Origin of the sequence: Clostridium sp. UBA5988 (assembly GCF_002435615.1) — a bacterium.
GTDB lineage: Bacteria > Bacillota > Clostridia > Clostridiales > Clostridiaceae > Clostridium_J > Clostridium_J sulfidigenes.
In genome coordinates this window covers 42,925-69,002 of sequence record NZ_DJBA01000022.1, presented here as the reverse complement: position 1 = coordinate 69,002, position 26,078 = coordinate 42,925, and the positions used below count along the sequence as shown (strand labels likewise).

At 30.5% G+C, this 26,078-nt stretch carries 26 protein-coding genes; 24 read left to right on the top strand and 2 right to left on the bottom strand.

Annotated elements, in window-relative coordinates:
• The first annotated feature begins 5 nt into the window (after positions 1–5).
• From B3J31_RS04825 to scpB, 21 genes are all read left to right on the top strand, one after another.
• Entirely contained in the window at positions 6–851 is an 846-nt protein-coding gene (locus tag B3J31_RS04825) for a tetrahydrofolate dehydrogenase/cyclohydrolase catalytic domain-containing protein (protein WP_150844942.1), read from the top strand.
• Complete coding sequence (gene xseA / locus B3J31_RS04820) at positions 841–2,043, top strand: exodeoxyribonuclease VII large subunit (RefSeq protein ID WP_150844943.1); 1,203 nt, start codon at positions 841–843, stop codon at positions 2,041–2,043. Before B3J31_RS04825 ends, xseA begins: the two co-directional genes overlap by 11 nt.
• Position 2,044: 1 nt before the next feature.
• Entirely contained in the window at positions 2,045–2,263 is a 219-nt protein-coding gene (locus B3J31_RS04815; protein WP_150844944.1) for an exodeoxyribonuclease VII small subunit, read from the top strand.
• A gap of 23 nt (positions 2,264–2,286) precedes the next feature.
• Positions 2,287–3,153, top strand: a complete 867-nt coding sequence (locus B3J31_RS04810; RefSeq protein ID WP_346868355.1) for a polyprenyl synthetase family protein — start codon at positions 2,287–2,289, stop codon at positions 3,151–3,153.
• A gap of 689 nt (positions 3,154–3,842) precedes the next feature.
• Positions 3,843–4,427 carry a hypothetical protein gene (locus B3J31_RS04805; protein ID WP_150844946.1) on the top strand — a complete coding sequence of 195 codons (585 nt, stop codon included), beginning with the start codon at positions 3,843–3,845 and terminating at the stop codon, positions 4,425–4,427.
• A 5-nt stretch (positions 4,428–4,432) separates the two neighbouring features.
• Complete coding sequence (gene dxs / locus B3J31_RS04800; protein WP_150844947.1) at positions 4,433–6,310, top strand: 1-deoxy-D-xylulose-5-phosphate synthase; 1,878 nt, start codon at positions 4,433–4,435, stop codon at positions 6,308–6,310.
• Positions 6,311–6,312: 2 nt separating this feature from the next.
• Positions 6,313–7,137, top strand: a complete 825-nt coding sequence (locus B3J31_RS04795) for a TlyA family RNA methyltransferase (RefSeq protein ID WP_346868356.1) — start codon at positions 6,313–6,315, stop codon at positions 7,135–7,137.
• Positions 7,134–8,003 carry an NAD(+)/NADH kinase gene (locus tag B3J31_RS04790; RefSeq protein WP_150844949.1) on the top strand — a complete coding sequence of 290 codons (870 nt, stop codon included), beginning with the start codon at positions 7,134–7,136 and terminating at the stop codon, positions 8,001–8,003. The genes B3J31_RS04795 and B3J31_RS04790 overlap by 4 nt, the downstream gene beginning before the upstream one ends.
• Positions 7,984–8,433, top strand: a complete 450-nt coding sequence (locus B3J31_RS04785; protein ID WP_035129382.1) for an arginine repressor — start codon at positions 7,984–7,986, stop codon at positions 8,431–8,433. Before B3J31_RS04790 ends, B3J31_RS04785 begins: the two co-directional genes overlap by 20 nt.
• A gap of 16 nt (positions 8,434–8,449) precedes the next feature.
• Positions 8,450–10,147 carry a DNA repair protein RecN gene (recN, locus tag B3J31_RS04780; protein WP_346868357.1) on the top strand — a complete coding sequence of 566 codons (1,698 nt, stop codon included), beginning with the start codon at positions 8,450–8,452 and terminating at the stop codon, positions 10,145–10,147.
• 236 nt (positions 10,148–10,383) lie between these two features.
• The gene (gene spoIVB / locus B3J31_RS04775) at positions 10,384–11,538 is read left to right on the top strand and encodes a SpoIVB peptidase (protein WP_414632086.1); all 1,155 of its coding nucleotides are present in this window, start codon (positions 10,384–10,386) and stop codon (positions 11,536–11,538) included.
• 251 nt (positions 11,539–11,789) lie between these two features.
• Positions 11,790–12,623: a sporulation transcription factor Spo0A gene (spo0A, locus tag B3J31_RS04770; RefSeq protein ID WP_150844952.1), complete on the top strand. Its 834-nt coding sequence runs from the start codon at positions 11,790–11,792 to the stop codon at positions 12,621–12,623.
• Positions 12,624–12,805: 182 nt separating this feature from the next.
• On the top strand, positions 12,806–13,324 hold the full coding sequence (locus tag B3J31_RS04765; RefSeq protein WP_150844953.1) for an NUDIX domain-containing protein: 519 nt from the start codon (positions 12,806–12,808) through the stop codon (positions 13,322–13,324).
• 80 nt (positions 13,325–13,404) lie between these two features.
• A complete protein-coding gene (gene spoIIM / locus B3J31_RS04760; RefSeq protein WP_346868358.1) occupies positions 13,405–14,043 on the top strand; it encodes a stage II sporulation protein M in 639 nt (212 codons plus the stop codon).
• A gap of 4 nt (positions 14,044–14,047) precedes the next feature.
• Entirely contained in the window at positions 14,048–14,266 is a 219-nt protein-coding gene (locus B3J31_RS04755) for a hypothetical protein (RefSeq protein ID WP_346847963.1), read from the top strand.
• Between the two features lie 195 nt (positions 14,267–14,461).
• A complete protein-coding gene (locus tag B3J31_RS04750) occupies positions 14,462–15,634 on the top strand; it encodes a phosphopentomutase (RefSeq protein WP_150844955.1) in 1,173 nt (390 codons plus the stop codon).
• Positions 15,635–15,882: 248 nt separating this feature from the next.
• Positions 15,883–16,698 carry a purine-nucleoside phosphorylase gene (locus tag B3J31_RS04745; RefSeq protein WP_346868359.1) on the top strand — a complete coding sequence of 272 codons (816 nt, stop codon included), beginning with the start codon at positions 15,883–15,885 and terminating at the stop codon, positions 16,696–16,698.
• A gap of 56 nt (positions 16,699–16,754) precedes the next feature.
• On the top strand, positions 16,755–18,059 hold the full coding sequence (locus B3J31_RS04740) for a pyrimidine-nucleoside phosphorylase (RefSeq protein ID WP_346868360.1): 1,305 nt from the start codon (positions 16,755–16,757) through the stop codon (positions 18,057–18,059).
• 220 nt (positions 18,060–18,279) lie between these two features.
• The gene (locus tag B3J31_RS04735) at positions 18,280–19,476 is read left to right on the top strand and encodes a D-alanyl-D-alanine carboxypeptidase family protein (protein ID WP_346868361.1); all 1,197 of its coding nucleotides are present in this window, start codon (positions 18,280–18,282) and stop codon (positions 19,474–19,476) included.
• Between the two features lie 361 nt (positions 19,477–19,837).
• Positions 19,838–20,584, top strand: a complete 747-nt coding sequence (locus B3J31_RS04730; protein WP_035129401.1) for a segregation/condensation protein A — start codon at positions 19,838–19,840, stop codon at positions 20,582–20,584.
• Entirely contained in the window at positions 20,577–21,311 is a 735-nt protein-coding gene (gene scpB / locus B3J31_RS04725; protein WP_150844959.1) for an SMC-Scp complex subunit ScpB, read from the top strand. The genes B3J31_RS04730 and scpB overlap by 8 nt, the downstream gene beginning before the upstream one ends.
• A 134-nt stretch (positions 21,312–21,445) precedes the next feature.
• Here scpB and ytfJ read toward each other — a convergent pair whose 3' ends face one another.
• Together ytfJ and B3J31_RS04715 are read right to left on the bottom strand one after the other, a co-directional pair.
• Positions 21,446–21,874, bottom strand: a complete 429-nt coding sequence (gene ytfJ / locus B3J31_RS04720; RefSeq protein WP_150844960.1) for a GerW family sporulation protein — start codon at positions 21,872–21,874, stop codon at positions 21,446–21,448.
• Positions 21,875–22,456 carry a DUF2953 domain-containing protein gene (locus B3J31_RS04715; protein ID WP_346868362.1) on the bottom strand — a complete coding sequence of 194 codons (582 nt, stop codon included), beginning with the start codon at positions 22,454–22,456 and terminating at the stop codon, positions 21,875–21,877.
• A gap of 126 nt (positions 22,457–22,582) precedes the next feature.
• Between B3J31_RS04715 and B3J31_RS04710 the strand changes: the two genes are divergently transcribed.
• From B3J31_RS04710 to B3J31_RS04700, 3 genes are all read left to right on the top strand, one after another.
• Complete coding sequence (locus B3J31_RS04710) at positions 22,583–23,698, top strand: D-alanyl-D-alanine carboxypeptidase family protein (protein WP_346868363.1); 1,116 nt, start codon at positions 22,583–22,585, stop codon at positions 23,696–23,698.
• 110 nt (positions 23,699–23,808) lie between these two features.
• Positions 23,809–24,804, top strand: a complete 996-nt coding sequence (locus B3J31_RS04705; RefSeq protein ID WP_150844963.1) for a sulfide/dihydroorotate dehydrogenase-like FAD/NAD-binding protein — start codon at positions 23,809–23,811, stop codon at positions 24,802–24,804.
• On the top strand, positions 24,801–26,078 hold the full coding sequence (locus B3J31_RS04700; RefSeq protein WP_346868364.1) for an FAD-dependent oxidoreductase: 1,278 nt from the start codon (positions 24,801–24,803) through the stop codon (positions 26,076–26,078). The genes B3J31_RS04705 and B3J31_RS04700 overlap by 4 nt, the downstream gene beginning before the upstream one ends.

Genomic DNA, 26,078 nt, shown 5'->3' with positions numbered 1-26,078 from the left:
TATTTATGGGAACAAAATTAAGTGGAAAAGACTTGGCAGTTCAACATAAAAGCGAAATTAAAGAATTAATTGCAAACAGAGTAGGAAAAGGGAAAAGACCTCCAAGGCTAGTATCAATAATTGTTGGTGAAGATGGAGGATCAATTTCATATACTCGAGGACAAAAAAAGGTAAGTGAGGAGCTAGGAATATTGTATGAAACAAAAATGTTTTCAGAAAATATTTCTGAAGATAAGCTTATTGATGAAATTAAAGAGTTAAATGAAGATAATTCTGTTGATGGAATAATAATTCAATTACCGCTTCCCAAAGCATTAAATGAAGAAAGAGTTTTAGATGCTGTTGATGTAGAAAAGGATGTAGATGGACTTACAGATTTTAATCTAGGAAAGATGTATAAAGATAAAAAATCTTTCATGCCATGTACAGCTAGGAGTGTTCTTGAACTTATTAAATCCCAAGTAGATATAAAGGGAAAAGAAGCCGTAATAATTGGACGAAGCAACATAGTTGGAAAGCCAGCAGCTTTTTTACTTCTTAAAGAAAATGCTACTATTACTATATGTCATTCAAAAACTATAGATATAGGGAGTGTTTGTAAAAAAGCAGATATCTTAGTTTCGGCCATAGGAAAACCAGGTTTTGTAACTAAAGATTTTGTTAAAGAGGGTGCCATAGTTATAGATGTAGGAACTACTATGGTGGAAGGTAAGGTCAAAGGTGATGTAAACTTTGAAGAAGTATTAGAAGTGGCTAGTTTAGTAACTCCAGTACCTGGTGGGGTAGGCGCTATGACAACAACTATGCTCATGAAGAATACCTGTGAGGCATGGTTAAAAAATGTACAGTAAAATTTTAACGGTGACAGCAGTAAATAGCTATATAAAGAAAGTAATAGATAATGATTTTATCCTTAAAAATTCTAATATCAAAGGAGAATTGTCTAATGTAAAAATTCATAGCAGTGGTCATATATACTTTTCATTAAAGGATAGTTTTACAAAGCTTAAATGTGTAATGTTCAAGACAAGAGCCATGGATTTAACATTTATACCTAAGGATGGTATGAATGTAGTAGTATCTGGGAATATATCTATCTATGAGAAAGAAGGAACCTACCAACTTTACTGTAACACTATGGAGGTAGAAGGGGAAGGAGAACTCTTTATTGCATTTAATTTATTAAAAGAAAAGTTAGAGAAAGAAGGACTTTTTGATAATAATATAAAAAAGGCAATTCCATCTATGCCAAGAAGAATAGGAGTAATTACTTCACCTACTGGTGCAGCAGTAAGGGATATAATTAAAGTAGCAACTAGACGAAACCCAAACATTGATATTTTAATATATCCATCCTTAGTTCAAGGAATCAATGCTAGTAGAGATATAGCTGCTGGTATAAAAGCTCTTAATAATATTGAGGATGTAGATGTGATACTTTTAGCTAGAGGTGGTGGCTCAATGGAAGAGTTATGGGCCTTTAACGAGGAAGAGGTAGCTAGGGCTATTAAAGCCTCTAAAATTCCTATTATTACAGGAGTAGGACACGAAACAGATTTTACAATAGCTGACTTTGCAGCTGATTTAAGGGCAGCCACTCCTTCCCATGCTGCTGAAATTGCAGTATACAGCTTAGAGGGTTTTAAGGAAAAATTAAATGGATTAAGAGAAGAAATAAAATATGCTATAAATAAAAATATTAATGAGAAGCTTAATATTATTAATAATATGTTTAATAGATTATTGTTATATAGCCCTGAGAATTATGTGGTAAATCAATATGATAAGTTAGATAATCTAAAAAGTAAACTAATGTTTACTATGGAATTAAGGCTTCAAGAGGAAAGAAATAGATTAAAGGTTATAAGCCATAGATTAATTGGAAATAACCCATTAAACATATTAGATAAGGGGTATAGCATTATAAAAAGTCCAGAGAATCAGCCTATAGAATCTTTAGAAAAATTGAAAAAGTATGAAGTTGTAGGGATTACCATGAAAGATGGTCATGGACTATTTAAAATAGAACAGGTGGAGGAATAACATGGCTAAGAAAAAAGAAACTTATGAGAGTAAGGTCCTTAAGTTAGAGGAAATATTGCTTCAAATGGAAAATAGAGAAGTTACTTTAGATGAGGCTATTTGTAAATATGAAGAGGGAATGAAGCTTTATAGTGATTTATATAAGACTCTTCAAGAAGCAGAAGGAAAAATAAAGATATTGACAGATAAAGGTGAAGAAGATTTTCATCAGGAAGATTAATTGTATTTTGTGAGGGATTAAATATGAATATTAATATCTATAAGGAAAAAATAGAAAGTTGGATGGAAAACTATTTTAAAACTAAAGATGTTGGTGATAGTTCCATGTTAGAACCTATAATATATAGCTTAAGGGTTGGGGGTAAAAGAATAAGACCTATTATTATGATTTGTACTTATAATATGTATAATAATATTATAGATGAAATCCTTCCTTTTGCTGCGTCTATGGAGATGATACACACCTATTCATTAATACATGATGATCTTCCATGTATGGATGATGATGATTTAAGAAGAGGCAAACCAACAAACCATAAGGTTTATGGAGAAGCTATGGCTACCTTAGCTGGAGATAGTTTACTAAATGAGGCTATGAATGTAATGTTTTCACAATGTCTAAGTGGGGAAATGAAAAAAATTAGAGCAGCAGCGGTTATTTCAAAGTCATCAGGTATAGATGGTATGATAAAGGGTCAAATTATAGATATAAGAAGTGAAGGTCAAAAAATAAATGAAGAAATTCTTTTAGAGATGCACAAAAATAAAACAGGCCAGCTAATATCAGCTTCCATTATTGCAGGGGCTATAATGGGAGAGGCTCCAGAAAAAGATTTGGAAACTCTTAAATCCTTTGGAGAAAAACTAGGTCTTGCATTTCAGATTAAAGATGATATTTTAGATGTTGAAGGAGATTCGAAATTACTAGGTAAAACTCAAAGTGATGGAGAAAATAATAAAACAAATTTTATTACCATGTATGGAATTCATAAGTGTAAAGAGTTTTGTAATAATATAACTCAAGAATGCTATGAGCTTTTAAATAGCATAGAAAGAGATACAAAAGAACTAGAAGAGATAACTAAGTTTTTGTTAGAGAGAGAATATTAATCTACTAAAACAAATGTTTCTAAGTGCATTTAACTTTATAAAAAAGTAATGTCAATTAATTATAGTTATGCTATAATTAATTTAATGAGGTGGTGCAGTATTCTAGTCAGGTAAGTACTTTTGAGGACGGGGCTAAAAATCCGTTGAAGGGCACATCGATGAAGTTCCTTGTGCTGGCCTGTAACGCCCAGTTGTGGGCTTGTGCTGGGAGTAAGGTTGTGGGGCGACCGCAAAGGCATGCGACATCGACCCTACAATCGTGGAGACCAATGTTTGTGCTTTGGGAGAGATACCCACGGTACGGCACTGGATTAAACCTGCATTGTGGTAAACGAGCTATGTGCAGAGTAGCCTGCCTTGAGTGAGGTGGGTAGAGGTGAGAACAAATCTTATTACCCCGGCCAGGGTAATGGGGCTATTGCTTGCTAAAACCCATGTTGCAAAAGAGGATAAGAGAGTACCTAACTGTCGAGGAAATCTCCTAGACTGTTCCATGTGAAGCATATTAAGGATTGCAGTGTGGACTAAGTGGTAATCTAGCCCTGTAGTTGGAAACACTATAGATAGAGCATTAAAGGGAAACCGTCAAGATGGCGACATCTTGATTACTCTATGGGAAATCCTGCTAGACCTAAGCCGCAAATTTTACTTAGTATGCTACCACCTTTATCTATTTTTGGAGGGTAAAATTGGAAAGCGATAGTAGTAGGCGGAATAAAAAAGTCAAAAACAAAGAATGTAAGAAAAAAAATACAAAAGAAGCATTATGGATAACTAAAATTACAATTTATACTATAATTATTAGTGGAACTGCTTCACTTTTATCAGAATCTACACTTCCAAGGGTTAATGCTTCCTTAGCGTTTACCATATTAGTGTTGATTATTTTTTTAGGCGTAATTTTTGATGTGATAGGTACAGCGGTTACAGCAGCAAATGAAATTCCATTTCATGCCATGGCTGCAAAGAAGATAAAAGAAGCAAAAATAGCAGTGAAGATGATAAGAAATGCAAGTAAAGTTTCAAACTTTTGTAACGACGTGGTAGGAGATGTGTGTGGTATTATAAGCGGAGCTGTAGGTGTAGTAATAGTAGCAAAAATATTGCAGCTTTACCCTTATGGTTCTGAAATATTAATAGCATCTGGTATTAGTGCAATGATAGCAGGAGCCACTGTTGGTGGAAAAGCAATAGGAAAAAAATTCGCAATTACAAATAGTAATAATATATTATATGCAGTTGCAAAAGTAATATATTTTATAAAACGAGGTTAAGGTAAATGTCAAAGTATTTAGATAGATATGAAGATTTTAATGAAATAAGAAACATGAAAATAAATGAATTGGAAGAATTTGCAGAAGAAATACGTCAATTTCTCATTACTCAAGTCTCCAAGACGGGAGGACACTTATCATCTAATTTAGGTGTAGTTGAATTGACTATGAGTTTATTTAACGTATTTGATTTTAACAAGGATAAGATAATTTGGGATGTAGGACATCAATCTTATGTTCATAAAATATTAACAGGACGTAAAGAAAAATTTGATACCCTTAGACAATATAAAGGTCTTAGTGGATTTCCCAAAACAGAAGAAAGTAAGTATGATATGTTCAATACAGGACATAGTAGTACATCTATATCGGCAGCGGCAGGGATGGCAAGGGCTAGAGACATAAAAAATGAGAAACACGATGTGGTAGCTGTAATTGGAGATGGAGCCCTTACTGGCGGAATGGCTATGGAGGCTTTAAATGATATAGGATACAATAAAACTAAGATGATAGTAGTATTAAATGATAATCAAATGTCTATTTCACCAAATGTTGGAGGAATATCCACATATCTAAATGATTTAAGAATGGGAAATGCTTACAATAGAGTTAAGAGTGATGTAAATGCTACTTTGGAAAAGATACCAAAGGTAGGAAAAAGCATGATTAATTCTATAAATAAGATGAAGGATTCTGTAAAGCAACTTATGGTTCCCGGAATGCTTTTTGAAAATATGGGATTAAAATATTATGGACCAATAGATGGCCATGATATTAAAGAAATGAGTAAGGTCCTAAAAAAAGCTCAACAGGTAGAAGGCCCAGTAATTATTCATGTAATAACTAAAAAAGGTAAAGGCTATGAGTATGCAGAGGAGTTCCCAGATAAGTTTCATGGAGTAGGACCTTTTAATTGTGAAAATGGACAGCAACCTTCAAAGGCTAGCAAATCCTATTCAGAAATTTTTGGTGAGACTATGGTAAAGTTAGCAGAAAAAAACAGAAAGTTAGTAGCTATAACTGCAGCTATGCCAGAGGGAACAGGACTTGAGGGATTTTCTAAGGAATTCCCAAAGAGATTTTTTGACGTAGGTATAGCAGAACAGCATGCGGTAACCATGGCAGCGGGTATGGCATCACAAGGATTAAAGCCTGTATTTGCAGTGTATTCTACTTTTCTTCAAAGAGCCTATGATCAAGTTATTCATGATGTAGCAATACAAAAATTACCGGTGGTAATTGCTATAGATAGAGCGGGTATTGTAGGTCAAGATGGAGAAACTCACCAAGGGGTATTTGATCTATCTTACTTAACACACATACCAGATATGACGATAATGAGTCCTAAATGTACTGAAGAGTTAAGGTATATGCTACAGTTTGCAGTTACACAAAACTATCCTATAGCTATAAGATATCCAAGGGGTGGAGACTTATCTAATATTAAACTTTCACCTATGACTTTCTTTAGAAAAGGTAAGTGGGAAGTTTTAGGTAATAAATCTGGAAAAGTGGCAATAATAGCAGTAGGTAAAATGGTTCAAAATGTAATTATTGCTAAAGAATTGTTAAAGAAGAAAAACATAGATTGTACTATAGTAAATAGCTGTTTTGTAAAACCTATAGACAGTGAATTAATAAAAGAACTAGTACAGTCAGGATATGATTTAGTAACCGTAGAAGATAATATGATATCTGGTGGTCTTGGAAGTGAGATATTAGAGTATTTAAATAGGGAAGGATTACTTAAGAATAATATTTTAACATTAGGATTTAAGGATAAATTTATACAGCATGGAGATGTTAATATATTATATAATCTTAACAAATTAGACCCAGAAGGAATTTGTAGTAGTATAGAGGAATTTTTAACTAAGGAGTAAGCATGTTAAAGGAAAGAGTTAGATTAGATTTATTAGTAGTAAAAAAGCAATTAGCAATTTCTCGTGAAAAAGCTAGAGAGTATATTTTATCTGGAAAAATATATGTCAATGGAAAAGAAGAAAGAAAATGCGGGCTAAAAGTTGAAGAAACTGCTGAAGTTGAAATGCGTGGGGAAGTAATTCCTTATGTAAGTAGAGGTGGACTTAAATTAGAAAAAGCCCTTAAAGATTTTAATATAAATCTTAAAGGGCTTAAATGTTTAGATATAGGAGCATCTACTGGAGGATTTACAGAATGTATGCTTACTAGTGGAGCCATTAAGGTATATGCAATAGATGTAGGTAAAGATCAATTGGCAGATAAACTTAAAGAGGATAAAAGAGTTGTTTCTATGGAAAGCACAAATGTAAGAAATCTTACAATGGAACAAATTGGTGAATACTGTGATTTTGCATCTATAGATGTATCTTTCATTTCATTAGATAAAGTAATACCTCATGTTATTCCACTTTTGAAGGGCGTGGGAGAAGTGGTAGCACTTATAAAACCTCAGTTTGAAGCTGGTAGAGGAAAAGTTTCTAAAAAAGGGGTAGTAAAGGATAGTAAAATCCATGAAGAGGTTATTTTAAACGTAGTAACTTTTTTGAAGGAGCGTCACATTAATATATTAAATTTAACTTATTCAGGCATTAAGGGTCCTAATGGAAATATAGAATATCTGATTAATTTTACTAAAGATTTTAATAGAATAGGAAATTTTAACAGCAATAGTATAGGAAGCGTTGTAAAAAATGCTCATGAAAAACTTACTGTGGAGGATATATGAAGAATATAGGTATTAACATCAATTCATCTAAAGATAAGGAGAATACAATACTAAACTATGTTCATGATCTAATAAAGGAAGAATTTCCTGAAAGTGAATTACATATATTTAAAGATGCTGAGGGATTGGAGCTAGAAGAAAACAAAAAATTAGATTTACTTGTTACCTTAGGTGGGGATGGAACTATCTTAAGAGCAGCAAGAAAGATATATAAATATGGAGTACCAATTCTTGGAGTTAATATAGGCCATTTAGGTTTTTTAACTAGTGTAGAACTAACAGAAGTTAGTGAAGCTATTAAAAAACTTAAAAATAATGAATTTCAAATCATGGAAAGAATGATGATAAAGGTTACTATTCCTAAAAAAGATGGTGAAAATGTCCATGTAGCTTTAAATGATATTGTTATAACCAAGGGGATTTTAAGCAGAATGTTGACTTATAATATATTTGTAGATGGAAGTTTTTATAGTAGCTATAAAGCTGATGGGTTAATAGTATCTACCCCTACAGGCTCTACAGCCTATTCTTTATCAGCGGGAGGGCCAATAATCTATCCAACTATGGAGCTAATAAGTTTAACTCCTATTTGTCCTATATCTAATGGAGTAAAGACAATTATTTTAGATCCTCATAATAAGATAAAAATAATATTAAATACTAATGAAGATAACGTATTCTTAACCTGTGATGGGCATTTAGAATTAGAATCAGATAAATACAATGAGATGATAATTGAAACAATTGAAGATAAGTGTAAGATTGTTCAATTTAAGGATTATGATTATTTCAAAATATTAAGAACAAAAATAATTTCAAGATCTATGGATTGTGAGGAGAAAATATATGAAAGAAAATCGCCATAGTATAATATTGGATATAATAAAAAATGAAGATATTGAAACCCAAGAAGATTTAGCTGATAGATTAAGAGCTAAAAATATAAATGTGACTCAGGCAACTGTATCTAGAGATATAAAGGAATTAAACTTAATTAAAACTTTATCTCATACCGGAAGATACAAGTATGCACAAGTAAATACAAATAACAACTCAACTATTAGTGCATTGGCATACATATTTTCAAATACAGCTATATCTGTTGAAAAAGTAGATAAAATTTTGGTTGTTAGAACAATTACAGCATCAGCTCAAGTTGCAGCTGAAGCAATTGACTCTTTTAAATTAGAAGGAATTGCAGGAACAATAGCTGGAGATAATACTATTTTTATCTTGGTAAGGACTGACGAAAAAGCCGAGGAACTTAAATTAGAAATAGAAAAATTAATAAAGTAAATGAGGAATGGTATAAATGCTTTTACAACTTAATATTATGAACTTTGCTCTTATAGAAAAACTATCCATAGATTTTTCTAAGGGATTTAATGTTTTATCAGGAGAAACAGGAGCAGGTAAATCTATATTAATTGATGCTATTAGTTTTGTTCTTGGAGGTAAATTTAATAAGAATTTAATAAGGGTAGGAGAAGATAAAACTGTAGTAGAAGCAGTTTTTTCTATTGAAAATCAAAGAACTAGGACTATTTTAGAAGAATTAGATATAAGTGATGAGGGAATAGTAATACTCAGTAGGGAAAGCTTTCACTCAGGTAAAACCATAGCAAAAGTAAATAATAAAACCTTATTGCTATCTAAGATAAAGCAGATTAGTGAAACTTTAATTGATATTCATGGTCAACATGAAAACCAAAATTTATTAGATAGTTCAAAGCACATAAATTATGTAGACTCATTTGGACAAGATTTATTGGTGAATAAGCTTGAAGAATACGATAAATTTTATTTAAAATATGGTGAAGTTGAAGAAAAAATAAATAGACTTCAAGGAAACCATGGAGAAAGAGAGAAAAAAATAGATTTTCTAAAGTTTCAAATAGATGAAATTAATAGTATAAAACCTAAAATAGGTGAAGATGAAGAATTATCAAAGAAATTTAATATGTTATCTAATGGAGAAAAAATCAAAAAAGCTTTAGAAAAAAGTTATATGATACTTAAAGAGAATGATGAAAGTAGGATTTCTATTATAGATTCCTTAATGTATGCTATTAGAGAACTTAAGTCTATTGAAGCTCATCATGAAGAAGTTAAATCCATAGTAGATTCTCTGGAGGAATCATATTACTTGTTAGAGGATAATACTAGAACCCTTAGTGACTTAAAGGATAATACAGACTATGATATAGGAGAATTGGAATTTGTAAATTCTAGAATGTATCAATTATCTGCTTGTAAAAAGAAATATGGACCTACTTTAGAAGATGTGATGGTGTATAAAAATAATATAGAAGAACAATATTTCGAATTAATAAACAGTGGAGAGATTATAGAAGAACTGTTAAAACAAAAGAAAAAGTTATATGAAAAATTAGAAGGAATAGCACTGGAATTACATAATTTAAGATTAGAAATAAGTGAAGTACTAGAAAAAGAAATAAAAAAAGAATTAGATTATGTAGGTCTTGAAAAAAGTAGATTTAAAATAGAGGTAGCATATACAGATAATCTTAATTCTAAAGGTAGAGACAAGATACAGTTCAACATTTCCGCTAACCCTGGACAGCCATTACAGCCTTTAGAAGAAGTGGTTTCGGGTGGAGAATTATCAAGGATTATGCTAGCACTTAAAACTGTGTTTGTAGATAAAGACCAAATTCCATCTGTAATATTTGACGAGGTAGATACTGGAATAAGTGGTAGAATAGCTCAAAGAGTAGGAGAAAAAATGGTGCTTATTTCTGAAGCTCATCAAGTATTTTGTATAACTCATTTACCTCAAATTGCGGCACTAGCAGATGTGAATTATTTAATTGAAAAAAACAGCGATGAAGTAAATACGTTTACAAAAGTTAAGAAGCTGAAGGATGATGAAGTGGAACAAGAAGTAGCTAGAATAATTGGTGGTAGCGAAGTTACGGCTATAACTATTGAAAATGCACGAGAGATGATTTCAAAAGCAAAAGAAATAAAAGATGATTTAAGACACTAAAAGAATGTCTTAGATTTTATTATAAATTTTAAAAAATAAAAATTAAAATGTGAATATATACTATAAAAATGTTTAACACTATAAACTAAGTATAACTTTAGTTTATAGTGTTTTATTTTCATGTTCTAAAAAATTCAATTAGGAAATCTTTTTGGGTTTAAAAGAAAAAGAACTCTAACATAAAAATTTCTCATAGGGGAAAATTAAAGTTAAACATTCTTTACAGGAGGTAAAGCATTATGAAAAAATTTAGTAATATTTTATTCTTGATATTTACTACAACCTTCATACTAATATCTATAAATTTCTATACTAATATAATTGATAGATATTTTAATGAAGCAGTGCCTTCAATAAATAATTATTCAAGTGCTATGGACTATAAATTAAATTTTTCAGAAGCTACTAGTCTAAAAAAGGTTAATTATGCTAAAACCTCCGACATAATGGTTTATCCAGGAGGAAAACCTTTAGGAATTAAAATTAATACAAAAGGAGCCCTTGTTATTGCTTTGTCAGATATTGAGGTAGATGGTAATAAGGTTCAAAGCCCAGCTGCTATTTCTGGAATAGCTATAGGAGATAGTATTACAAAAATTAATAATGAAACAATAAAAAGTGCCGAAGATATAGCTACTTATGTAAACAGAGCCAAGGGAGAGCAGGTTAAAATTACAGTAAATAGAAAAGGTGAAGAAATGAATTTTGTAGTTAATCCAGTGGTCAGTAAGAAGGATGAAAACTATAAAATTGGATTATGGGTTAGGGATTCTGTGGCAGGTGTGGGAACTTTAACATTTTATCATAAAGAAAGTGGGAAGTTTGGAGCACTAGGACATCCTATAACAGATATGGATACTAATACTATTATGAGTGTTGGGAAAGGTGAAATTGTAGATTCTAATATAGTGTCAGTGAGGAAAGGAGCTAAAGGTAGTCCAGGTGAACTTAGGGGGATTTTTACAGATAGTGATAAAACCTTAGGAATAATTAGATTAAATACCCCTGTTGGAGTATTTGGAGAAGGTAATGATAATTTAATATGCAATAATTATAATAAGCCTATGAAGGTAGGATTTAAAGATGAAGTTAAGGTAGGAAAAGCACAAATTCTTACAACTATAGATGGAGAAGAGCCTGAATTATTTGACATAGTAATAGAAAAATTATTAAATCAACAAGAACCAAATGGTAAAAGTATGATAATAAAAGTTATAGATCCATTGTGTATAGAGAAAACAGGTGGGATTATTCAAGGGATGAGTGGAAGTCCAATAATTCAAAATAACAAAATAGTAGGTGCAGTAACACATGTCCTTGTCAATAAACCTGATACAGGATATGGAATATATATGGATTGGATGATAAATGAAGCAGACATTAGGAAATAAGTAAATATTATCAATTACACTTAAAAAATACAAAAGGCTATATAATAATCATAAATAATTAAATAAAAACAATCTATTTATATAAAATTACAATAGGTTGTTTTTATTTGACTCAAAATGATGTTATAATATAAGAAAAGGTTGAATTTTAAAAAAATTTATTTTTTTTAGGTAGTAGAAGGAGTTTTATTACTTTTGTCGAAATTATATATTTATGATATGGTAAAAATTACAAAAAGGGGAGTTGTGGAATGGAGCAAAGAAGCATTAATGTGCTAATTGCAGATGATAATAAGGAGTTTTGCAATATTTTAAGTGATTATTTTTTAAGTCAAAAGGACATCAACGTAGTTGGTGTAGCAAAAGATGGAGTAGAGGTTTTAGAACTTATTGAACAAACTAACCCTGATTTAGTAGTTCTAGACATTATAATGCCTCATTTAGATGGATTAGGAGTTCTTGAGAGATTAAATACAATGAATTTAAATCCAATGCCTAGAATAATTATATTATCAGCAGTAGGTCAAGACAAAATAACTCAAAGAGCTATATCTTTAGGAGCTGATTATTATGTAGTTAAGCCTTTTGATATGGACGTATTATCTAATAGAATTAGAGATATGTTTAATAATTCAATTTCAAGTGATACAGTTAGAAAAACACCAGTTACTAATACAACTAGTTCTTCATCATTAATGATGGATGCTAAACCCAAATCAAATAGTGGATCTATGGATTTAGAATCAGAAATTACTAATATCATTCATGAAATTGGTGTACCAGCTCATATTAAAGGGTATATGTATTTAAGAGAAGCTATAACTTTAGTGGTAAATGATATAGAATTATTGTCAGCAGTAACTAAAGAACTATATCCAGCAATAGCTAAGAAATACAATACTACTGCAAGTAGAGTAGAAAGAGCTATAAGACATGCTATAGAAGTTGCATGGGGTAGAGGACAGGTTGATACTATTAATAAGTTATTTGGATACACTATTCATAATGAAAAGGGTAAACCAACAAATTCAGAGTTCATTGCAATGGTAGCAGACAAGCTAAGACTTAAAAATAAAGTATGCTAGAAGTTTAATATTATTAGGTTTATAGTAAAATTTAAGTCGATTAATTATTAAAGCCAAGGCAACAAATTGTTTTTACACCAACAATATATAATTAAAAATTATAGACATCTTTTAATTTGAAAAAATTGAAGGTGTCTATTTTATGTATGATAGGTTATTATATATTGTGAGGAGTGGTGATGATGAAACTTTTTGAGAAAACTATTAGTGAAGAATATAAGTTTAAAGGAACAGTAATAAATTTAAAAGTGCAGCAAGTGGAACTTCCTAATGGAAAAGTGGGAAAAAGAGAACTTGTAGAACATCCAGGAGCAGTTGGTATAGTAGCTTATTTAAATTCAGATACTATACTTATTGTGGAACAGTTTAGAAAAGCATTAGATAGAACAATTTTAGAAATACCAGCTGGGAAAATAGAAAAAGGAGAAGATATTAAACTATGTGGTATTAGAGAATTGGAAGAAGAAACTGGATATAAGGCTAAAAATTTTCAGTTCTTAGGTAAAATAGCTACAGCACCTGGATTTTCAGATGAATATATATATTTATATAAGGCTACTGAGTTATATAAAGGGGAAGTTAATAGAGATGATGATGAATTTATAAATGTGAAATCATATAGTATAGATAAAATTAAAGAAATGGTTAAAAGTGGAGAAGTTATAGACGGAAAGACTATTGCAGCTTTAGCATACTTGTAAAAATTAAATATAATGGAATATTACCCTTAGGTTAGGCATAAATATAAATTAATTCTTAAATAAACTAAGGGGGAATATGTATGACATTAAGAAGCGTAATAGATAGTTTTTATAAACATTTTTATGAAAATATTTGGATGTATTTATTAACAATATTATTTATTGCCACTGGGATGATTCTAGGTCTCTACTGTGTTAAATATATGGGGGATGTGGACAAGAGTACCTTAATTAACTATATAACTGCTTTTGGCTCATCATCGACCTTAGATGGATTATCTAATAAAGAAATATTAATGGGTACTTTAAAAAATAATATACCCATTATAATTGGATTTTGGTTCTTAGGATTAACAGTGGTAGGACTTCCAATAATTATTTTGATTAATATTTACAAAGGATTTTCTTTAGGATTTACTTTTAGTTTTTTTATATATGGATTAAAAGAAAAAGGGTTACTCTTATCACTTTTAGGTGTTTTACCACAAAACCTTATATATATACCATGTTTAATATTTTTATCAGTACTATCTATTGAATTTTCTATAGGTATAGTAAAAGAAAAATTTACAAAGAAATATTCACCTAATACTGGTTCAGTAAGAAATTATACTATTATGTTTTTAATTGTTACAGGAGTTATGTTTATTGGATTTTTATTTGAGTCTTTTATAACGCCTATACTTATAAATTTTGCACTAAAGGGGTTAGGGGCATAAAAGTATGAAAGATGACATTAAAAAGTTCTTAATTATATACGCAGAGTGCTTTATAATTATATTTGTCATGGGGGGAGTACTGCCTAATATATTAGATTATGTACTGAATTATTTTTATAAACCTGGAATTTATGAAAATAGTATTTTAGTTGGCAATGAACTAATAAAACCTTTAGAAATATTATATAATTATATTCATATATTTAATTCCATATTGAGATAAAGGAATAATATAGATAAATAAATTCAACTAATAAATTGACATATTTCAATAATAATGTACTATTATATTATGTGCCATTGCTAAAAAAGATGGAAGTTTAGCAGTGACACATAATTTATTTTATTTAGTTATATATTTTGAAACAACTGTGGTAAAATATAATATATCAGTGACTAAGAAGAAAGGAAGTATATCATGGATAGAAAAGTAGTTTTAGTTGTGCTTGATAGTGTTGGTATTGGAGAACTTCCAGATGCAGAGCTTTATGGAGATAAAGGTAGTAATACTTTAGGTAATATAGCAAAACATGTTAAAGGTTTTTCTATTCCAAACTTAGAAGCTTTAGGAATTGGTTCCATAGAAGGCGTGGAAAACCTTATTAAGTGTGAAAATCCAGAAGGAATTTATGGAAGATGTAGTGAACTTTCAAAAGGAAAGGATACAATTACAGGACATTGGGAAATGGCAGGAGTAATTTTAGAAGCACCTCTTCAAACTTATCCTAATGGTTTTCCAAGAGAAATTATGGATGAATTTGAAGCTAAGATAGGAAGAAAGACTTTAGGAAATGTAGTTGCTTCTGGTACAGCCATCATTGAGGAATTAGGGGAAGAACATATAAGAACTGGATACCCTATAATCTACACTTCTGCAGATAGTGTATTCCAAATTGCAGCTAACGAAGATGTAATACCTTTAGAAGAATTATATAATATGTGCAAAATTGCAAGAGAAATGTTAGTTGGAGATAAGATGGTAGGTAGAGTAATTGCCAGACCCTTTAAAGGTATGAAAAAAGGTGAGTTTGTAAGAACAGCTAATAGACATGATTATGCACTAGAGCCTTTTAATAAGACTGCTCTTGAGTATGTCAGTGAAGCTGGCTTACCTATGGCAGCTGTAGGTAAGATTAAAGATATATTTACAGGAAAAGGTGTTACAGAATCAGTATCTATAAAGGACAATATGGATGGGGTTGATAAAACTTTACAAATGATGAAGTCTCATTCTAATGGATTCATATTTACAAACTTAGTAGATTTTGATATGAAATTTGGACATAGAAATGATGTAGAAGGATATGCTAAGGCTTTAGAAGAATTTGATGATAGATTACCAGAGATTAAAGAAGCTTTAGGAGATAATGATGTATTAATCATTACTGCAGATCATGGATGTGATCCAACTACAGAAGGTACAGATCATTCAAGAGAATATGTGCCTGTACTTGTATATGGAAGAAATCTTAAGGAAGATATAAATCTTGGAACTAGAAATGGATTCTGCGATATAGGTAAAACTGTATTAGATTTACTTGATATTGAAAATGAGTTAGTAGGAAAAAGCTTCAAAGATTTAATTGTATAGCTAGTAATCTAGGGTTAAAAGAGTTTTAGATAATATAAAAATATAAAGATAATAAGAATAATAAAAATTTTAATACACAAATTACAATATATAAATTCCTTAAAGGTAATAATATATTGTAATTTGTTGTTAATATTATTTGTTTAACTAACTAGTCAAACAAATAATATTAAGATAAATTAATAAGCTGATAACATAGAGTATAACTAAATAAAATTATATAACTGTGAAGAAGAGGAGAAATTATAATGGATGTTAAATTAATTAATGAGAGTGTAGAGTATATAAAGGCTAAGTTAAGCTTCCAGCCAGAAATAGGTATTATCTTAGGATCTGGTCTTGGTGATATGGCTGATAAAGTTGAAGATAGGGTGGTAGTAAAGTATTCAGAAGTACCTAATCTTCCGGTATCTACAGTACAAGGTCATGCAGGACAATTTGTATGCGGAACTTTAGAAGGTAAAAAGGTTATCATGATGCAAGGTAGATTTCATTATTACGAAGGCCATCCTATGAGTGTATTAGCACTTCCAATCCATATTATGAAATATTTAGGTGTGAAGTCTTTAATAGTAACTAATGCTTGCGGTGGTGTTAATACTAGCTTTGTACCAGGTGATTTAATGATGATTACAGATCATATAAACTTTGCAGGTACAAATCCACTTATAGGTAAAAATGAAGAAGAAATAGGAGCAAGATTCCCAGATATGTCTACAGCTTATGATAGAGAATATTTAAAACTAGCAAAAGAAGTTGGAGCATCTCTTAATATAGAATTAAAAGAAGGAGTTTATATGATGTTCACAGGTCCAGTTTATGAAACTCCAGCAGAGGTAAGAATGGCAAGAATACTAGGTGCTGATGCAGTTGGAATGTCAACAGTTCCTGAAGTTATTGCAGCTAATCATTGTGGTCTTAGAATACTAGGGATTTCATGCATAACTAACATGGCAGCTGGAATCTTAGACCAACCATTAAATCATGAAGAAGTAATAGAAACTTCTGCTAAAGTAAAATCAAAATTTGTTTCTTTAGTGAAAGGAATAGTTAGAGAATTATAATAGTGGGCCATTTACAAACAAAATTAAATATAAAGGTATAGAGCGGGGTGTGATTTATGAGAATGTATGATTTGATTCTAAAAAAGAGAAATGGTGGAGAGCTTTCTACAGAGGAAATAAATTATTTTGTAGAGAGCTATACAAAGGGAGAAATTCCAGATTATCAAGTATCTGCTCTTTTAATGGCTATATATTTTCAAAAGATGAATAAGAGAGAAACTTCAGACTTAACAATGGCAATGGTACATTCTGGAGATATGTTAGATTTAAGTAAAATTCAAGGCGTTAAGGTAGATAAGCACAGCACAGGTGGAGTAGGAGATACTACGACTTTAGTGCTTACACCTATGGTAGCAGCATTGGGAATACCAGTAGCTAAGATGTCAGGTAGAGGTCTAGGGCATACGGGAGGAACCATAGATAAGTTAGAAGCTTTCAAAGGTTTTTCAGTGGAGATGCCAACAGAAAAATTCATTAATAATGTTAATACTATTAAAATTGCCGTGGGAGGCCAGACTGGAGACTTAGCACCAGCTGATAAGAAGTTATATGCCTTAAGAGATGTTACAGCAACCGTTGATAATGTTTCTTTAATTGCATCTAGCATTATGAGCAAAAAAATAGCTTCAGGAGCTGATGCTATAGTTTTAGATGTTAAGGTTGGAGATGGAGCTTTCATGAAAAACACAGAATCTGCTAAGGAATTGGCTACAGAAATGGTTTCTATAGGAAAACATATTGGGCGTAATACTATGGCAGTAATTTCTGATATGGACCAACCATTAGGTTTAGCTATAGGAAATGCTTTAGAAGTAGAAGAAGCCATAAATACATTAAAGGGAAATGGTCCTGAGGACTTACTAAAGCTATCTTTAGTTTTAGGAAGTCGTATGGTAATGTTAGCAGGAAAAGCAAGTACTGCTGAGGAAGCTGAAGCTATGTTAAAAGAGACTATAACTTCAGGAGCAGCTATAGAAAAACTTAAAGAATTTGTTAAAGCTCAAGGTGGAGATATTGACTGTATCGATAATACAAATCTATTGCCTAAAGCTAAGCATGTAGTACCGGTAATTGCAGAAAATAGTGGAGTGGTTAAAAAAATCCATGCTGAAAACTTAGGAATAGTTGCAATGGAACTTGGAGCAGGAAGAGCCACTAAAGAAAGCAAAATAGATTTAGCAGTGGGAATAGTTTTAAATAAAAAACGTGGTGATAAAGTAGAAAAGGGTGACACCATAGCATATATTCATAGTAATAATGAAAGCCTTATTGAAAAAGCTAATGAGGGTATCTTAAAAAACTATGAAATAGTTGAAGGATATAAAAATGATATACCACTAATCCATGAAGTAATTAGTTAGTATATATTAATATAAGATGAAGCTATATAAAATAATTTTTATTTATTTTATATAGCTTCATTTTATTTTTAAAGTAATATATGCACCTTGAGGATATAAATTCTATATTAGGGAACTCTAAATAGGAAGAAACTTTAGAAAATAAAATTTCTAAATTTCTAGGATAATTTTTAAGATTGAGGTAAAAATAACCTCATAATAATTGTTTTGGAGGTCGGTTATGAAAAAGAATAAATTTGTTTTAACTTTATTATTATCCGTACTACTTTCATTGCAGGCTATAATCCTTCCAACAGCTTTTGCTGATGATGAAATAAAAAATGAGCCTGCAGATAATGTAATAGGGTTTGAGCCACAGGCAAAATCTGTAATACTATTAGAGCCTAATTCAGGTAAAATTATTTATGAAAAAAACGCAGATGAACAGTTTGCACCTGCTTCGGTTACTAAGATAATGACTATGCTACTAGCTATGGAAGCCTTAGATGATGGAAGAATAAATCTTCAAGATAAAATAGTTTGTAGTGAAAAGGTTAAATCCATGGGCGGTAGTAGTATGATATTGGACACAGGAGAAGTAAGAACTGTGGAAGAAATTCTAAAAGGTATAGCTATAGCATCAGGAAATGATGCAGCAGTTGCAATGGCAGAGTTTTTAGAAGGCAGTGAAGAAGCTTTTGCAGTAAAAATGAATGAAAGAGCTAAGGAACTTGGAATGACTAATACTCACTTTGAAAATGCTACAGGTCTTAGTGCTCCAGGACATTTAAGTACTGCTAGAGATATTTCCATAATGTCTAGAGAGCTTTTAAAACACCCAATCATATTAAAATATTCATCTATATATATGGAAACTATATCAGAAGGTAGAAAAACACCAATTGAATTAGTTAATCATAATAAGTTGGTGAGATTTTACAAAGGGTGTGATGGACTAAAAACAGGATTTACACAAGAAGCTATGTATTGTATATCTGCTACATCAACTAGAGACAATGTAAGGATGCTTGCAGTAATAATGGGAGCACCTACATACAAACAAAGAAATGCAGATGCAAGTAAGCTTATGGATTTTGGATTTTCTAAATACCAAAGTAAAACTATAGTAGCTAAAGATGTAGATGTACAACAAATCCCATTAAATAAAAAAGGTGATTCTTTCTTTATAGCAAAAGCAAAAGATGATTTAAAGGTAACCATAGAAAAAGGCACTGAGGAAGAATTAACAAAGAAAGTAAATATTAATTCTGAACTGAAAAAAATAAATGCTGGTGATGTTGTTGGATATTGTGAAGTTTATAATGGAGATGAATTACTAGGAAAAGTAGAATTATATAGTGATAGGGAAGTAAAACAATCTCAGTTTTTTAAAAATGTTAAAGATATATTTTCAAATATATTTGATCATTCAATATAAGTATATTTAATCTTTAAATATTAATAATATAGAATAAAAAATAAATATCTGTAAAAAATATATATAAAGGTTAATTTAAAATTCAGTTTAATGCTATAGTTATCAGTTACAATATACAACCCCAAATGTATAATGCTGATATAAAAAGTCACTCTAAAATTTTTAGGGTGATTTTTTATTTTTAAATGAACTACAGTAATTTTTGATTCCAAAATAATAATTGTCATAATTGAAAGATGTGGTTTTTACTATTGTAAATTTAACTAAATTTAGAGTATAATTTAAAATGAGTGTTTTCATGCTAAAATATATATTGAAGTTTTTAGTATGCAGATAAATTTGTTGTAAGGAAGGTGAAATCATGGCATTAACAATTAAAACTTCAAACTTTGAGGGGCCCTTTGACCTTTTATTACACTTAATAAAAAAGAACCAAATGGATATATATAATATAAGTATTTTAGATATAACAAATCAATATATAGGATATCTAAATGAAATGAAGGAATTGGATTTAGATATTGCCTCAGAATTTATTGTTATGGCTACTACATTAATTGAATTAAAATCTAAGGTATTACTTCCTAAAAATAAGGAACCAGAGATTGAAGAGGTTGATGATACACAAGAGCTTATAGATAAATTAGTTCAATATAAAAAATTTAAAAATATAGCTGAATTTTTGGGCAAGAGACAAATGAATACAGGTATTATATTTACTAAAAGGCCTGAAATAATTGAAGATACCAGAGAAAAAAAGCAAGATGCCAAAGAGCTACTTAAGGGCATAACAATGATGGATTTATATAATATGTATATTGAACTTATGGAAATATATAAAAATAAGATGAATGAAACCTTCAACATAGAAGATAGAGTACAGGTTGAGTTATTTAAAATAGAAGATAAGATGGACTACTTAAAAGACGTTTTAGTGCATAGTAAAAATACTACCTTCACTAGTATAATAAAGGAGAGCAAAAGTAAAACGGAAATCATTGTAACCTTCTTAGCCTTGTTAGAGTTAATAAAACTTAAGGATGTACGAGTAGTTCAACATGGTAACTTTGGTGAAATATATTTAGAAGGAGTGATGGGGGATGAATGAACATACTAATTTAAATCATGAAGATGTAGAAGGTAATGATAAAATTTTAAGTAGAGTAAATAAAGAAGATGGAAGTATAGATATTGATCCTAGAAATAAAATAGAAGAGGTTCTTCAAGAATCAGAACATCAGTTAAATTATCTTATAGATGAATCTAAATATGAAAGATATTTTTCTATAATAGAGTCTTTATTATATGTAACTGGAGACCCATTGGAAGTAGACACTATAGCAAGTATTTTAGAATGTTCAGTAGAATTTGCTACAGAACTTTTAAAGGTTTTAGAAAAGGTATATGAAAGAGATGAGTCTAGGGGAGTAAAACTAATATGTATCAATAAGGCCTATCAACTTGGTACAAAACCTATAAATAGTGATTATCTTCAAATGCTGTTAAAGACAAATATTAGACAATCCTTATCTAGGGCTGCTCTTGAAACCCTATCTATAATTGCTTATAAACAACCAATAACTAGAATAGAAATTGAAGACATAAGAGGAGTTAAAAGTGATAGAGCTATTAGTACTTTAGTAGAAAAAGGACTTATAAAGGAATCAGGAAAGAAAAGTGTTATAGGAAGGCCAAATCTTTATGCAACTACTGACGAATTCTTAAAGCATTTTGATTTTACATCTTTAGGTGAATTACCATCTTTAGATAATTTTATTGAAGATGAAGAGCTAGTAGAATTAGAGGAAAAGGATATTGAAGAAAAGAAGTTCTAATAATATTATGGCTATATTTAAAATGAAATCTAAATCTTAAATAAATATTGAGGATGTACTTATAGTATTAAAGTACACCCTCAACATTAGAAAAAGATTAGTGAATTATTTTAAAATAGCCTTTTTTCTTAGGGTTAATCGCAAGGTTCGCATGGGTTATAGACTTCAGAATAATTATCACCATTGACTTTATCTTTGTTAAAAAGCCCAGAAATCATATCAATGGCCTGAGGCATTGCATCCATTATCTTATCGTATGGATTATACTCAGTCACGGAAAGAAATCTTATGGTATTTTTGTGTACAACTAAGAACCCCACTGGTTTTAAGGAGATTCCAGCACCAGAACCACCAGCAAAGGGATGCCTGTTAGAGGAATCTAAGTTAGTATCCTTAAATTCACTTCCACCTGAGGCAAAACCAAAGGATACCTTTGAAATTGGAATGATTGTGGTACCATCAGGTGCACTTACAGGATTACCGATAACTGTATCCACATCAATCATATTTTTAATATTTTCCATAGTCGACTTCATTAAATTTTCTATTGGATGACCGTCCATCTAAAATTCCTCCTTTAAATTCACTTTATCAAAGGAAGAAGTTTTTCGTACTTTGATAAGGTGATAAAAAATTACAATAACCATGTATATAATTTTTGCTATATTTATAAAAATTATACTAGTACTTTCAAAATTAAAGAAATTTTCATTATATTTAATGTTGATAGTAGGAGTAAAATTTTTAACTTTAAAAAATAGATTTAAAATTGTTGAAATAAATGCTGTAATTTGATATAAAAAGCCGTAAGTAATAGCGTTTATAGCAGCATCTTCTATAGAGTAATCCACTCTAAATTTAGTGCGTATAGTAAATTTAAATTTAGAATTAATAAAGAGTTCTATTATTCCTTTCAAATCCTTAAATTTTAATTTTGAAATTTTTTCTTCGTTAGGAGTTTTTACATAATCACTCCATTTGTTTTCATTTTTAGCCTTGTTTTTTTTAGTTTTTGATGGAATTATTACTTTATTATATATTTTTAAGGTAAAAATTTCATTAGCATATGTAAGTGTTATTTTTATTGGAATAGGAAATAATAAGACCAGTGTAACTATGGCTAAAATCCATAAAAAACATTTCATTATTATACTAAACCTCCATAGTTTTATATCTGCAATTCTATCCAACTATGATTTATATATTCATGGTATATAAAAAATAAAACTATTTGAGAATAAGTCACAAATTTAAGTTGGGAGTGTAAAAGGATGAAAAGAAGAGTATGTTGTTTTTTATTAATATTTTTATTTACAACAGTGAGTATTCCTATAAAAAACGTAGATGCAGCTCCAATAAGAGTAGATGCAGTATCTGCCATAGCTATAGATTCAGCTACTGGAACTATTTTATTTGATCAAAATGCCCATAAAGTTATACCTATGGCAAGTACAACAAAGATAATAACTGCTCTGGTTACTTTACAGTATGGAGATATAGATAGAGTTGTGGAAATATCTAAAAATGCAGCATCTATAAGAGGCTCTAAAGTAGGATATAAGGCTGGAGATAAGGTAACCATAAGAGAACTTTTATATGGTCTTATGCTTAAGTCAGGTAACGACTGTGCCATTGCTATTGCTGAAGGAACTAGTGGAACTGTAGAAAAGTTCTGTGAAGTCATGAATGAATTTGCAGTATCAATAGGTTTATTAGATAGTCATTTTGAATCACCTCATGGTCTAGATAGTAACTCCCACTACTCTTCAGCCTATGATTTAGCTATAGCAACTAAAAAAGCTAAGGAGATTGAAGAATTTAATAAAATTGTATCCACTAAATTAATCTCTGGAGAAGAAGGAATAGAATTTACAAAACAATTTAATAATATAAACAAACTTTTATATTCAGAGCCTAATTGTACTGGAGTTAAGACTGGATATACAGGACAGGCTGGAAAATGTCTTGTTAGTTCCTTTAAACTAGAAAAAAATGAAATAATTGTAGTAACATTAAATTGTGTTCCAAGATGGAAAGAAAGTCAGAGAATTTATGAATATGTAAAAGATAATTATGAGTATAAAAAGATTATCGAAGCTGGTGAAGTTATAGGAGATATAAAAGTTAAAGGAAAAGAAAGGGGAATACCATTAGTTGCTGAAGAAGATTTAATTTTCCCAGTTAGAAAGGAAGAAAAAATAGTCAAAGATATTGTTATACCTAATTATGAGTTAACTACACCAATTAGAACTACAGATGATATAGGAATACTTACCATAACCAATGAATTAAACTCTAAATATGCAATAACCCTTCATCCCAAAGAAGATATTGAAAAAATTGGAATATGGGATTACATTAAATACATGATCAATAAAGATGAATAGAATAAATAATATAAACCAAGGTAAAAAACCTTGGTTTTTTTCATGGAAACAGTAGCAAATAACTTATTGTGAAATATTCTGATAATATAGTAATTTTGGAGGCACAGGTAATGGGCTATGAACCATATAACTGTATAGATTGTGGAAGTGAATACTGTCCATGTCATTTAGCTGAGTCAGGAAATTGCATTCTTTGTTCTCACTTAGATGGCAAAGACTTTTGTGATTGCGTAAATTGGAATGGAGTGTGCATATATCAGGAATTTATGCAAAACAATTTTAAGGCAAAGGAAGGAAGGAAGCATCAAAGATTTCAAATTATAGATAAAGAACTAATAAATGAAAAGCTTATGATATTAAAGATTAAAGTTACTCAAAAACTAGCTAGCGAATTAGTTGGTCCTGGTTCCTTTGTATTTATTAGAAAAGAGGATTGTGAACAAGCCTTTGATACCCCAATTTGTGTAATGGATAGTGATACAGGAAATGATGTTATTACCTTGGCTATTGAATTAAAGGGACTTAAAACAAAGATACTTAAAGATGTAAGTATTAATGAATATGTTTTAATTAAAGGTCCTTTTTGGAATGGAATTTTAGGACTTAATTCAGTGAATACCATTAAAAGAAATCATTGTGTTTTAGTATGTAGAGGTATAGGTCAAGCACCGATGGTACCTGTTATGGAGAAACTATACAATAATGAAAATACAATTACAGTAATTCTTGATGAAGGAACTTTAGATACTATATTTATAGAAAAGGAATTGAAAAAATATGCTACAGAAATAATTAAAACTAATACACTGCTTATGGGTGGAATTCTTGATTGTAAGTGTAGAAAGATTTTAGAAGGAATTTTAACTAAGGGTAATGTTGCTTTAGTGCATTGTGATAGTGCAGATGTGCTTAGTCATCAAATCATGAAAATAGTAGAAGCTTATGATAAGAATATTGAATTTTCTTGTTCCAATAATGCAAAAATGTGTTGTGGGGAAGGGGTTTGTGGTTGCTGTACAATTATGAATGATGATGAAAAATTGAGAAGACTGTGTAAGATGCAAACCAGTCCTAAATATATATTTGAAGGGAGAAGATTGTATTGAAGATAGTTATAATAGGGGGAGGCTGGTCTGGTTGTGCAGCTGCAATTTCTGCATGTAAAGCCGGAGCTGAAGTTGAAATATTTGAAAAAACAGATTTATTACTAGGACTTGGAAATGTTGGCGGAATTATGAGGAATAATGGAAGGTATACTGCAGCAGAGGAGCTTATAGCTCTAGGAGCTGGAGATTTAATCAACATAACTGATGCTAATACACTCCACAAAAATATAGATTTTCCAGGGCATGAGCATGCATGGCTTTATAATGTAAATAGAATAGAGCCAGCAGTAAGAAGACACATTGAAAAAATGGGAATAAAAATTAGATTTGTAAGCCGTGTAGTAGATGTTAACATGGAAGGAATTGGTATCAAGGGAGTTTATCTTAGTAATGGTGAATATATAGAAGCAGATGCATTTGTAGAAACTACTGGTTCTACAGGACCTATGGGAAATTGTTTACGATATGGAAATGGTTGTTCTATGTGTATTTTAAGATGCCCAGCCTTTGGACCAAGAGTAAGTATTAGTTATAGAGCAGGTATAGAAGATATAAAAGGTGAAAGACAGGAAGATGTATTTGGTGCTTTCAGTGGATCATGCAAGTTGGAGAAGGATAGTTTATCAGAGAAAATAGTAAACCAGTTAGATGAAACAGGAGTAGTAGTATTAAAGGTTCCACCAGAAGATATAAATACGGATAAGTTAAAGCAAAAGGTTTGTCAGCAATATGCACTAAAGGAATTTGCGGAAAATATAGTACTTTTAGATACTGGTCATGCTAAGTTAATGACTTCTTATTATCCCTTAGATAAGCTTAGAAAAATTGAAGGTCTTGAAGAGGCAAAATTTGTAGATCCATATGCAGGTGGTAAAGGAAACTCCATTAGATATTTATCAGTTGCGCCAAGAAGTAATCAAATGAAAGTTGTAGGACTTGATAATTTATTCTGCGCTGGAGAAAAAAGTGGACTTTTTGTAGGACATACGGAAGCCATAACAACTGGTTCATTAGCAGGACATAATGCTGTTAGAAATGAGCTTGGAATGCCACTTTTAACCCTTCCAAGAAATTTAGCTACTGGAGACATTATAGCTTATGCTAATGAAAAGGTTCAAACTACAGAAGGTAGAAGAAATAGATATACCTTTGCAGGAGCCGAGTACTTTAAGAGAATGAAGGATAATAAACTTTATATTTTAGAGTCAGAAGAAATTCAAAAAAAGGTGAGAAAGTTGGAGTTAGATAATATTTTCAATCAAAAATTAGTATAG